Genomic DNA, 11,843 nt, shown 5'->3' with positions numbered 1-11,843 from the left:
GGGTCTAGGCGGGCCGCACGTACACGTGCGCGGCTTCGTGGGACAGGAAATGCGCCATCGAGTACGTGCGGTGATACGCGCCGCAGCGCGCGAACACCGCGATGTCGCCGACCTGCGGCGGCGCGCCCGCGTCGTCGCGGCCGATCACGTCCGCGCGGCTGCAGGTGCTGCCGACGTACAGCGTCGGCACGCCGCGCGACGGCGGCGCGGGGGCGCGGCGCACGAGCGACGGCGCGGCCAGCCGGCGCATCACCGATTCGGTCTGCGCGAGCAGGAACGCATGCGACAGCCCGCCGTCGCAGACGGCGATCGTGCGGTCCTGCCACGTCTTGACCGCGACGACGCGCGTCGCGAACACGCCCGCGTCGGCGAAGATCGCGCGGCCGGATTCGTGCGCGAGCGAATACCGGCCGGCCAGCGGCGCGAGCGCGCTCGCATAGCGCTCGAACGCGGCGTCGCCCGGATGATCGTCGGCGAAGCCGCCGCCGAGACTCAGCGAGGCGAGCGGCGCGCCGTTGGCGGGCGCGAGATCGCGGGCCAGTGCCGCGAGCCGTTCGGGCAGCACGAGCGTGTCGGGCTGCGTCGCGTCCTGCCGGATGAACGAGTGCGGGCCGGAGAATACGTGCAGCCCGGCGACCGGCAAGCCGGCGGCGGCGAGCGTACGCACCGCGTCGTGCGCTTCATTCGGCGTCATCCCGAAGTGGTCGTGCCACAGCGGGCGCGCATCGTCGCCGGCCAGCGCACCGGCATTCACGCGCAGCAGCACCGAACCCGGCGTGCTGCCGCCAGCCGCCGCCTCGCGCGCGAGCGGCACGAAGCGCGCGACCGCGTCCGGGTTGTCGAGCACGAAGTGGCAGCGCGACGCGAGCCCCGCACGCATGAACATCTCGTCCATCGCCGGGTTGTTCAGGTAACGCGGCGCCTTGATCCGGCCGATCACCGCGTCGAGTTCGCCGCGGCTCGCGAGCTCGACGCCGTCCTCGTACGCGTGCGCGCAGCGGGCGAGCAGGTCCTGGTTCGGGTTCGCCTTCAGCGACACGATCAGCCGCGTGCCGAGCCGCGCCTTCAGCGACCGGTAGCGCGCGATCGCGACTTCCGGCTCGTACACGTAGCACGGCGTGCGCAGGTCGGCGATCCATGCGTGGTCGCCGGCGGGCGGAAGCGGGCGCTCAGGCGTCATGGCGGCCCACCGGATGGAGCGTGGCGGCCGCGTACGCGCCGCAGTTCGACTGCATGACGCCCAGCACGCGCTGCCCGCGCGCGACCGCGTCGAGCCCGACGTCGGCCAGGTTGATCGGGAAATCCGAACAGCACGCGTGGCCGCGCGCATGGATGTTCTCCGCATAGAGCCGCTCGGCCGGCACGCGCATCGCGCGGCACAGCGCATTCCAGCCGGGCAGGTCGGCGTTGTGCGGCAGCACGAGTTCGTATGCGTCGAGCGCGTGCGGTTCCAGTGCGACGGCCGCGTCGATCGCCTTGCGCGTGTACGGCCACTCCATCATGATCAGGTCGGCCTCGTTCGCGGCGACGGTGTCCGAGCCGCGATGCCATTTCGCATGCGTCTCGATCGCGATGCCGCCGAGGCGGTTCTTCGTGCTGTTGCGTGCGATCAGCATCGCGGCCGCGCCGTCGCACTGCACGCCCGTCATCTGCCGCATCCGGTAATCCTCGCCGTACACGCGGTCGGACGACACGACGAGCGCCGCGTCGAGCTGCGGATGGCGGCGCATCAGCGCGCGCACCGCCTCGATGCCGGCCGCGACCGACACGCAATTGAGCTGCGCGACCGAGCCGAGCCACAGCGGCTCGATGCCGAACCGCGCGGCTACTTCATGCGGCAGGCTGCGAGGCGCGGGCGGCACGCTGAACTGCTGCGTGTGCACGTGGACGATCGCGCCGATGTCGGACGGCGCGACGCGCGCCGTGTCGAGCAGCCGGCCGACCGCCGCGATCGCGAGATCGGTCTCGCTCGTGTCGAGCGCCATGTGGAAATAACGGCTGCCCGACTGCGCGATCGCCGCGGCCCGCTGCGCGGGGTAGTCGCGCTCGGCGGCCCATGCTTCGATGTCGACCGGCAGGCCCGGCAGCTCGTAGGCCACCGCGTCGATGCCGATCCAGAAGCCGGCGCTGCGGGAGGCTGGGGAGGCGTTCGTCGTCATGGTTCAGTTGAGCGGCATCGCCGCGTAGTCGAGGACGTCGAGTTTTTCGAAGGTCGCCTGCACGGTCGGCGTGAGCAGGCCCATCTCGCGGATCGTCGGCACCAGGCGCCGGAAGATCGAGCGGCGGATCGAGCTGGACACGGGCGACTCGCGCACCATCGCGCTGCATTCGCGTTTCGACAGCCCCATCGGCTCCCAGATGTCGTCCGCGCACAGGTGCTCGTACAGCACGGCCGCGCCTTCGCAGACGAACTCCTCGCGCTCGCGCAGCTCGACCGCGCTCATCTCCGCATACACGCGGCACAGCGTGATCCGCCCGACCGCGAAGTGGCGCGACTCGTCGCGCTGGATGCGCACGAACAGGTCCTTGATGAACGGATCGGTGCTGTACGCGACGACGCTCTGGAAGATCGACAGCGCGATGCCCTCGACGAGCACCTGCATGCCGAGGTTCGTCATGTCGAGCGCACTGCTCGTGATCGTGTCGTGCAGCAGCCCCTTCAGCGAGCGGCTCATCGGGTAGCTGACGTCGAGCTTCTCGTTGACGAGCTTCGCGTACGCCTCGACGTGGCGCGCTTCGTCCATCATCTGCGCGGCGGCGCACAGCCGCGCGCTCAGGCCGGTCTCGGCCGACGCGAGCTTCGACGCGCAGATCAGCGCGGCCTGCTCGCCGTGCAGGATCTGCGACAGCAGCCAGCCCTGCGCGTGGTGGCGCACCTCGCGCTTGTCGGCGTCGGACAGCTTGCCCCACAGCTCGGTGCCGTAGATCAGCAGCGTCGGGTCGGGCATGCCGAGCGGATTCGCCGGATCGAGGTCGTGACTCCAGTCGACGTCGGTCGCGACGTCCCACTGCGCGGCCTTCGCCTTCTCGTACAGCCGGTTCAGCGCCTCTTCGCGCAGCGCGTAGTCGTTCGACATCAGCGCGTCGACGGGCATCGACCAGCGGATGTCGGCCGTATCCTGCATCACGGTAAGCGTGTCAGTCATGTCAAGGTCTCCCCGGCCGCGCGGCGGCGCCGGAATGATGGGCGGAATCGGTAAGCAGCGTGGCGGCGGCGCGTGGCGTCGCCGGGTGCGGTTCGAGACGGATCGCATACGACGGCCATGGGCCGCGCAACTGCGCGTCGAACGCGTCGGCGAGCCGCGCGGGCCAGATCGCGCAGCACACGCGGTTGTCGCCGGCGAACTCCGCATCGCGCAGGATGCGGTCGCCGATCCACACGACCGGGGCGCCGCGTGCGGCGTCGCGCAGCGCTTCGTCGTACAGGTGCACGCCGAGCAGCACGTGCGGCGCGAGCAGTTCGGCCGGCAGCGCACCGAAGTACGGCGCGCAGACTTCGATGAACACACGCGCGTCCGGATGCACGGCGTCGCGGATGCGCACCGCGATTTCCGCGAGGAACGCGAAATACTGGACGTGGTCGAGCAGCACGCGGCGTTCGCCGCCGAGCGTGTCGCCCGCGTCGCCAGCGTCGTATACGTCGCCCGCGCTTTCCGCGAGCGCGGCGCGCGCATAGTCGGCCGGCGTGTCGAGCGGCATCCGGTACGCGCTCGCGGCGACCGCGACCGGCTGCCGCGCATCGCGCTCGATCCGGTAGGTGAAGTGAACGGGTCGCACCATGTCACGCCTCGCCGTCGAGTGAGAAGGTCGCATCCGGCGCGAACGCGACGTCCGCGACCGCGTAATAGCCGTTCAGCGCGAGCGAGCAGACGGCCGCGCGGCGCGGCGTGTCGCCGTCGCGGTGCGCGAGCAGCACCGACAGCCACGGATCGCTGCCGAATGCGTGACCGAACAGCCCGTGACCGTCGGGCAGCAGCGGCGTCTTGCCGACCGACGCGAGCAGCGCGCGGCGCGACGTGGCCGGAAAGAACGGCAGCGCCGCGTGCACGCCGGGGCGCGCCGCGCAGAACGTGCGGATGTCGCGGCCCAGCCGCACGACCGCGCTGGTCGGCGGCGCGGCGTCCGCGAGCACCGAGCGCGCGGACGGCGACGCTTCGCGGCCGACGTCGACGAGCAGCGTGCACACGCCGAAGCCCGAGCGCCCCCACGCGGGGTTGCCGTGCCAGTACGTGTAGCCGTGCACGTCGATGTCGACGATCTGCAGCAGCAGCGTGCGCGGCCCGGTGTCGGCCGCGGTCGCGAGCGCGCGGCGCAGCACGTAGCCCCAGCCCGCGCACTCGTACGAGCAGGTCATCCAGTCGGGCGTGTAGTCGTTCGCGCCGGCGAGCGCGTGCGCGAACACGCGATGCTGCGGCGAATCGTTCATCAGCAGCATCGACAGGATCGTCGAGCTGACCACGTAGTCGTCCGCGCCGACCGCGCCGCACAGCCGCTCGCGTTCGGCGCACGCGAGCGTGCCGATCGCGTGCGCCGTGTCGTCGAGCGGCACGGCCGCGCCGTCGCGCGACGGCGCGACGCGCCGGTACGCGAGCGCCTGCACGGTCAGTGCGGTCGCCGGTGCCGGCTGGGCGGCGGGAGCCGCCGCGGTCGCAAGGGGCGCGAGCATCGTCGTGTCAGGCCGCGTGCTGCTGGCGGCGCAATTGCGCGTCGAGCTGCTGCAGCGTCGTGTACTGCGTGATGTTCAGCGCTTCCGGGTCGATCGAGCCGTAGAGCTGTTCGCAGAACACGATCAGCTCGACGATGTTCAGCGAATCGATGCCGAGTTCGCCGATGCCGGCGTCGGTGTCGACGGTCTCGACGTTGAGGATCTTCGCGACTTCGCGGGACAGGATGTCGAGCGCGTCGGCCGGAACGGTCTGGGTCGTCATGAGAGGAGCTCCTGGTAATGAAGGGGGTTGATCGGGATCGATCGGCCTGTCGCGTGGGTCAACTGCCGGCTTCGCAGCGCAGGCTCTTGCGAAGCTCGTGATAACAACGGTACGAACTGCCTTCCATCTTCGAGAACGCCAGCAGGTCGCGCTGATCGTCGAAGGTCGCGACCCGGCCGTCGCGCACGAGCGCCGTCAGGAACTCGTTCGACAGCAGCTTGATCGCGAGCACGCGCTGCACCTTGCCGAAGCTGTAGTGCGCGTCGTCGGTCTGGCTGCGCGCGGCGTCCTCGATGAAGCGGTGCACGGCGCGCGCGTCGGCGTCGAGTTCGACGCGGCCGGTGCGTTCGAGCCAGCCGACGTGCGCCATCAGCGCGCGGACGAAGTACGGCCGCACGACGGTCAGGTACTTGTTGAACACGGTCGGGCCGCCGATCCGCAGCCGATCGTCGGCGCTCGCGCGCACCTGGCCGCCGACGTTCGCGAGCTGCAGGTTGCCCGCGAGGAACGGCGCGCCGCAGGTCGTGCGCTTCAGCTTGCGGTACTCGTCGGGCCATACGAGGTACGCGGCGGGGAACATCACGCCCGGCAGCCGCGCGGCCACGACCGCCATGCAGTCGCGATGCGCTTCGATGCCCCAGACCTTGTCGACGGTGAGCGCGAGCCCGTGGTCGTCGCTGCGCACGACCGTGCGCCACGCGGCGAGCGTCGGGCCGCCGCCGTCGCTCATCAGGAATGCGAAGTTGTGGCCGCTGTCGATGCAGTCGCACGCGCGGCGGTTCTGGTCTTCCGAAAAGAACAGCCCGAACATGATGCGGATGAATGCGCGCATGAACGGCTTGAACAGATGATGAAACCCTTCGCGGCCGATCTGTTCGAGCAGCGCTTCGGTGAGCGGCGCCTCGTCGTGCCGCAGCGGCGTCGACGCGGACGAATCGGGCAGCACGTCCGGCGTGGCGGGATGCAGCGCGATCACCATCTCGCTGTCGAGCAGCCGCACGGCGGCCGCTTCGACGAGCCGCGCGGCCGCGCGCGGCGGCGTGCCGAGCGACGCGATCGTGTCGAAGTGGCGCAGCACCGGATACGCGGCCTGGTCGGCCACGCGCAGCAGCAGCGGGGTCGCGAGCGGGGCGGCGGACGAAGCGGGAACGGAAAGCGTGGACATGGGCAGGATTCCTGTCAGAAGCGCACGCGCACGGCGGCGTCGATACGGGTGCCGAGACCGACCATCCGGTACTCGGAGTTGCTGTCGGAGAACGCGCGGGTGAGCGCGACGTCGACGCTCACGCGCTTGCTCACGTCGGCGACGACCTGCGCGATCGCGAGCAGGCCCTTGTCCTGCGGCGAGTAGACGCCGCGCAGCGAGTACTCGACGCGGCCGATCTTCTTGCCGAGCCGTGCGAACAGGTAGTCGCGCAGGTTGCCGTCGACGCTCACGAAATCGGCCGTGCCGCCGAGGCCGGCCACCGCGGCGCCGGGTGCGGCGGGCAGCAGCGCGTTGTTCGCGCGCACCGCGCCGACCATCCGGCGCCACTGGCTCGCGTCGTAACGCGCTTCGTCGTGCGACCACTCGACGATCAGCGAGACGTTGCCGGGCAGCGCGCTCTGCATGCCGACCGCGCTGCGCCACATGACCTGGCGATCGTTGCGGCGATCGACGGCGTCGTACGCGGCCGGTGAATCGAGCGGCGTGCCGTTCGCGATGAACGCCGGCAGCGGCCGCGTCGTGCCGCGTTCGAGCCACGCGCTCGCATAGACGGTGTTCGAGCGCGCGACGTCGAACGACAGCGTCGCGCCTGCGCCGCCGCGCCCCGCGTGACGGCCGGCGAGCAACGCGGCCGAGCCGCCCGACCAGTTGTATGCCCCGCGCACGAGCTGCGTCGCGCCCTGCACGTCGCGGTTGTCGACGTCGTTGCGCAGCGTGCGGTTTTCGCCGGCGATGAATTGCAGCGTGGTCTGCTCGCCGGCCCATTTCGCTTCGACGAGCGGCGTGCCTTCGACGTCGCCGTAGCGGTCGTAGATGTCGGCCGTCGCCGCGCGTTTCTGGAAGAAGCCGAGCGGAAAGAACGCCTGCGACGTGTCGAGCGGATCGATCCGCTTGCCGGCCGTGAGCGTGATGCCGTTGTCGAACGCGTAGCGCACGCCGGCCTCGTTGAAGCGGGTGGCCTGCGCGCCGAGCGAGTGGTTGGCGGCCACCGCGCGGGCGTTCAGGAACAGGTTTTCGCCGTCGATGCGCGCGAGCACGCCCGCTTCCTGCAGGTTGCGCGGCTCGTCACCGATCAGGTGGCCGAGCAACGCGTGGCCGTCCATGCTGTCGACCGAGCGGGCGTACGCGATGCCGTTCAGCGTGCTCAACTGTTCCATCAGCGATTCTCCGTGCGCGAGCGCGCAGCCGAGCGCCAGCGGAACGGCGAGCGCGACACGCGGCCAGCTGCGGCTGGTTGACGGGCGAGGGCGGTCACGATGGGCGTCGGCATGGGCGTCGCGGTCACTGGCCATCGGCAAGCGTGTCGGGGTTGAACCAGCCCGACGGAATCCGGTGCGGCTGGCCGTCGAGGATGTCGACGACGCTCGCGCGCTGCTTCTCGATCTCGTTGCGATACGTGATCTTGCGGATCACCTTGCGCCCGTTCGCATCGACCGGCGCGGCGAAGTCGGCGCTGCGAAACAGCAGGCCGCTCGCGAGGAAGAACTGCGCGCGCACCGGCACGTCGGTATCGGGCGTGACCCACAGCTTGATCGTCGGGTACACGTTGTCGGGGTCGGTCGCGGTCAGGTCGAGCTCGGTGGCCGGCTTGCCGGCGATCGTCGTCGCGCCCGCCGCGGCCGACGCGCGATAGCTGTCCGCCCAGTGCGTGCGCGTGATGTCGCTGATCACGACCTCGCCCTGCAGCCGTTGCATCCCGTTGATGCGGACCGCGCTGCGCGTGTTCGGCACGTAGAACCAGTGGCCGCGCGTCGTCGCGAGATACTTCTGGCCGTCGTTCTCGCCGCTGCGCGTGAGCGCGAGCGTGTCGCCGTTGCCGCGCGTATAGACGAGGTAGCGGGTCGCGTCGCCGGCCTGCCCGCCGACTTCGTTCGTGATCTGGATGGTCGTCTGCGTATCGGCGGCCGTGCTGCGGTACGCGTCGGCGCGGGCGAGCATGGTCTGGGCCGTCGGCGCGTCGGCGGCCTGCACGAGCGGCGCGCACGCGACGAGCGCGGCGGCCAGGGAGCAAATGCGAATCATGGGGCGAGTCCTTCGAGGATGTTGCGTTTGGCGAGCCCGAGCGTCGCGAGCAGCGCGGCGGCCACTCCGAGCGCGACGAACGCGCCTTCGACGGCGGCCACGGCGGCCGGCGATACCGCGAATTCGAGCAGGATCGGCTTCACGCGGCCCGGCGGCGCGGGCAGATGGATCTGCGCGTGATTGAGCGCGACCATCGTCAGCAGCGCCGCCGCGATGCCCGCGGCGGCGCCCAGCAGGCCGAGGAAGGCGGTCTCCTGGATCAGCACGCCGCGCACCGTTGCAGCCGGCACGCCGAGCGCACGCAGGGTCGAGATCTCGCGACGGCGCTCGACGATGCTCATCAGGATCCAGTTGCTCATCGACAGCAGGATGGTCAGGCAGAGAATCGCGCCGAACACCGAGAACTGGTTCTTGTACAGCGCGACGACCTGGTGATAGAGCGACACGAGCTGGTCCCAGGTCTTCACGTCGAGCGTCGGCAGCGCGGCGCGCAGCGTCGCGGCGGCGGCCGGCGTGTGCGCCGTGTCCGACAGGAACACCGCGATACGCGACGCGCGGTCGGTGCGCAGCAGCGCCTGCGCGGCCGTGAACGTCACGTTGACGATCCGCTCGTCGACGTCCTTGTTGCCCGTGCTCATCACGCCGACGATCTGCGCGTCGGTCGCGTTGATGCCGCCGTGCGCGGTCGACGCCATCAGCTGCACGACCGAGCCGACGTGCACGCCGAGCTTGCGCGCGAGTTCGGCGCCGACGACGACTTCGGTGCCGGCATTCGTCGGCGACAGGTAGCGGCCCGACAGTACCGTGTGATAGTCGAAGAAACCGGGCGGCTCGCGGTTCGGCTCGATGCCTTCGCCGACGAAGCCGTCGCTCAGGTCGCCGTTCGAGATCAGCCCGTCGAAGTCGATGCCGCGCGCGGTGGTCGCGACGCCGGGCAGCGCCGCGATCGCGTGCGCTGCGGCGGCCTGCTCGTCGGCGCTCAGCCCGTACTGCAGCGGCCGCTCGCCGATCAGGTCGAGATAGCCGTGGTGCAGCACCTGCACGTGGCCGACGCCGCTGTCGATCGACCCTTCGCGCACCGCGTCGAAGGTCGCGATCACGTAGCCGAGCGCGAGGCTCGACGCGAACGCGGCAACACCGATCATCGCCATCGTGAGCACGGTGCGGCGCCGGTTGCGCCAGAGGTTACGCCACGCAAACGTCGACCAGTTCACGATTCACTCCCGGTACGCCGTCGCGCATCTCGATGCGGCGCGGCAGGTGCGCGCACAGACGATCGTCGTGCGACGCAATCAGAAAGGCGGTGCCCAGCGTGCGGTTGGTGTCGAGGATCAGCTCGGCCACCGCCCGCGCGTTGGTGCTGTCGAGGCTGGCGGTCGGCTCGTCCGCGATCACGATCGCCGGCTCCTTGGCGAGCGCGCGGGCGAGCGCGACGCGCTGCTGTTCGCCGCCGGACAGCTCGCCGGGGCGGTGGCGTTCGCGCGCGGCGAGCCCCACCGCGTCGAGCATCGCGCGCGCGCGTTCGCGACGCGTGCGCGGCGTGCCCCACGCGAAGCAGCCGAGCTCGACGTTCTCGAGCGCCGACATCACCGGAATCAGGTTGAATTGCTGGAACACGAAGCCGATGCGCTCGCGGCGAATCCGTTCGAGCGTGTCCCGCGCATCGTCGATCCGGCGGCCTTCGAGCCAGCGCTCGCCGGTGCTCGGCACGTCGAGAAAGCCGGCGAGGTTGAGCAGCGTGCTCTTGCCGCTGCCCGAAGGGCCGACGAGCGCGACGACGTCGCGCCGGCCGATCGAGATCGTCGCGCCGCGCACCGCGACGACGCGGCCCGCGCCCTCGTACACGCGTGAGACGTCGCGCAGTTCGAGCACCGGCGTGAGCGGGGCGGCCGTCATGCGTACGCTCCGTGGCCGGCTTCGGCGGCCGCCGGCGCGTGGATCACGGGCAGCGCGCCGTTCGCATACAGGTCGCGGCACTTCACGCGCTGCAGCTTGCCGCTCGTCGTGCGCGGCAGCGAGCCGGGTTCGACGAAGCACAGATCCTGCGCGGCGAAGCCGATGCGCGACGCGAGCAGTTGCTGGCACTCGGCGCGCGTCTGCGGCGTCGCATCGACGGGCCGCGCTTCGATCGCGACGACCAGCCGCTCGGTGCCGGTCTCGGGGTCGGGCAGCCCGAACGCGATGCAGGTGCTCTTGCGCAGCGTGCGATGCGACGCGAGCGCCTCCTCGATTTCGTGCGGAAAGTAGTTGCTGCCGCGAATGATGATGACTTCCTTCTTGCGCCCGAGGATATGAAGCTGGCCGTCCGCGACGTAGCCGATGTCGCCGGTGCGGAACCAGCCGTCGGCCGTCAGCGGCGCGGCGATCGAGCCGTCGTCGGGGTTCAGGTAGCCGAGCATCACCGACGTGCCGCGGATCGCGACTTCGCCCACCGCGCGGTTCGCCAGCGCATGGTCGCCGTCGTCGAGAATCCGGAACGCCATGCCGTCGATCGGCGTGCCCATCGCGAGCACGGTTTCGGTGTCGGTGGCGGCGGCGCCGTCGTTCGCGGCGGCCGGCTGCGCGTCGCGGCGCTCGATCAGCGCGCGCCGGTCGAGCGTGTCGGCGATCACGTACGGCGCGCCGTCGATCGCGCCGTCGTGCCACGCACGATGCATCGATACCGCGAGCGTCGATTCGGCCATTCCGTAGCACGGCTGCAGCGCCGATGCGGCGAGACCGTACGGCGCGAACGTCGCCGCGAAGTCGCGCAGCGTCGCGTCGTCCACGCGTTCGCCGCCGATGAAGATGTTGCGGCACGCGGACAGGTCCACGCCTTCCATCGCGGCGGCATTGAAACGGCGCACGCAGTAGCGCAGCGCGAAGGTCGGCACCGACGTGGTCGTCGCGCGTGCCGACGCGATGCGCTTCAGCCAGCCGAGCGGATTCCGGATGAAGCTGTTCGGCTGCATCATCAGCAGCGGGGCGCGGTAATGCATGTTCGACAGCAGCGTGAGCAGCCCCATGTCGTGATAGAGCGGCAGCCACGATGCAGTGCCGTCGCCGGCCGCGATGTCGAAACGCACCGATCCGCCGATGCCGAGCACGTTCGCGATCACGTTCTCGTGGCTGAGCACCGCGGCCTTCGGGTGCGACGTCGAACCCGACGTGAGCTGTACGTGATGCGGGTCGCGGCCGTGCTTCGCGCTGATCAGCGCGCGCCCGCCGGCATCCGCGGCGCTCGACAGCATCTCGAGATCGACGACGCGGGTGGAGGACGCGGGGAATGCAGCGTCGCGCCACGCGGCGGCCTGCGCATCCGCGGCGATGACGACTCGCGGCCGGTACAGCTCGCAGGCGACGTCGATCACCTGCCGCCCGGCGGCGGCGCGGCGCGCGGGAACGGGCACGGTGCAGGGCAGCGCGCCCGTCATCACGCAGGCCATCATCGCGGCCGCATGCTCGACCGACGCGGGCAATGCGAGCATCACCAGGTCGTTCTCGCGCACGCCGAGTTCGCGCAGCGCGCCGGCCTGGCGAAACACTTCTTCCGCGAAGCGCCGGTACGTGATGCCCGCCTCGTTGCCGGCCTCGTCGACGAACGTCATGCGGTGCAGCGCGCCCGCGACGTCCTCGAGCGATTCGATCAGGCGATGAATGGTGGATGCGCACTTCGTCACGAGGATTCTCCCCTTGAGGAACACGGA

12 protein-coding genes are annotated in these 11,843 nt (G+C 70.7%); all 12 read right to left on the bottom strand.

Annotation, left to right across the window (positions count from 1 at the left end):
• Positions 1-4: 4 nt before the first annotated feature.
• Genes WJ16_RS19115 through WJ16_RS19060 form a run of 12 tightly spaced genes read right to left on the bottom strand, consistent with a single transcriptional unit; the run spans position 5 to position 11,816 of the window.
• Positions 5-1,180 carry a PLP-dependent decarboxylase gene (locus WJ16_RS19115; RefSeq protein WP_069258613.1) on the bottom strand — a complete coding sequence of 392 codons (1,176 nt, stop codon included), beginning with the start codon at positions 1,178-1,180 and terminating at the stop codon, positions 5-7.
• Complete coding sequence (locus tag WJ16_RS19110; RefSeq protein WP_069258612.1) at positions 1,170-2,159, bottom strand: beta-ketoacyl-[acyl-carrier-protein] synthase family protein; 990 nt, start codon at positions 2,157-2,159, stop codon at positions 1,170-1,172. Before WJ16_RS19110 ends, WJ16_RS19115 begins: the two co-directional genes overlap by 11 nt.
• A 3-nt stretch (positions 2,160-2,162) precedes the next feature.
• On the bottom strand, positions 2,163-3,146 hold the full coding sequence (locus WJ16_RS19105; protein WP_069258611.1) for a ferritin-like domain-containing protein: 984 nt from the start codon (positions 3,144-3,146) through the stop codon (positions 2,163-2,165).
• Between the two features lies 1 nt (position 3,147).
• A complete protein-coding gene (locus WJ16_RS19100) occupies positions 3,148-3,780 on the bottom strand; it encodes a hypothetical protein (protein WP_069258610.1) in 633 nt (210 codons plus the stop codon).
• Between the two features lies 1 nt (position 3,781).
• Positions 3,782-4,666: a hypothetical protein gene (locus tag WJ16_RS19095; protein WP_069258609.1), complete on the bottom strand. Its 885-nt coding sequence runs from the start codon at positions 4,664-4,666 to the stop codon at positions 3,782-3,784.
• Between the two features lie 7 nt (positions 4,667-4,673).
• Positions 4,674-4,928, bottom strand: coding sequence for an acyl carrier protein (locus WJ16_RS19090; protein ID WP_011661019.1), 255 nt, complete (start codon positions 4,926-4,928; stop codon positions 4,674-4,676).
• Positions 4,929-4,986: 58 nt separating this feature from the next.
• Positions 4,987-6,093: a hypothetical protein gene (locus tag WJ16_RS19085; RefSeq protein WP_069258608.1), complete on the bottom strand. Its 1,107-nt coding sequence runs from the start codon at positions 6,091-6,093 to the stop codon at positions 4,987-4,989.
• Between the two features lie 14 nt (positions 6,094-6,107).
• Entirely contained in the window at positions 6,108-7,427 is a 1,320-nt protein-coding gene (locus WJ16_RS19080; RefSeq protein WP_069258607.1) for a hypothetical protein, read from the bottom strand.
• Positions 7,417-8,157, bottom strand: coding sequence for an outer membrane lipoprotein-sorting protein (locus WJ16_RS19075; protein WP_069258606.1), 741 nt, complete (start codon positions 8,155-8,157; stop codon positions 7,417-7,419). Before WJ16_RS19075 ends, WJ16_RS19080 begins: the two co-directional genes overlap by 11 nt.
• Complete coding sequence (locus WJ16_RS19070; RefSeq protein WP_069258605.1) at positions 8,154-9,371, bottom strand: ABC transporter permease; 1,218 nt, start codon at positions 9,369-9,371, stop codon at positions 8,154-8,156. The genes WJ16_RS19075 and WJ16_RS19070 overlap by 4 nt, the downstream gene beginning before the upstream one ends.
• The gene (locus WJ16_RS19065; RefSeq protein ID WP_069258604.1) at positions 9,343-10,053 is read right to left on the bottom strand and encodes an ABC transporter ATP-binding protein; all 711 of its coding nucleotides are present in this window, start codon (positions 10,051-10,053) and stop codon (positions 9,343-9,345) included. The genes WJ16_RS19070 and WJ16_RS19065 overlap by 29 nt, the downstream gene beginning before the upstream one ends.
• On the bottom strand, positions 10,050-11,816 hold the full coding sequence (locus tag WJ16_RS19060) for a fatty acyl-AMP ligase (RefSeq protein WP_236858249.1): 1,767 nt from the start codon (positions 11,814-11,816) through the stop codon (positions 10,050-10,052). The genes WJ16_RS19065 and WJ16_RS19060 overlap by 4 nt, the downstream gene beginning before the upstream one ends.
• Positions 11,817-11,843: the final 27 nt, after the last annotated feature.

Origin of the sequence: Burkholderia metallica (assembly GCF_001718555.1) — a bacterium.
GTDB classification, from domain to species: domain Bacteria; phylum Pseudomonadota; class Gammaproteobacteria; order Burkholderiales; family Burkholderiaceae; genus Burkholderia; species Burkholderia metallica.
This window is presented reverse-complemented; position numbering and strand designations above follow the sequence as displayed.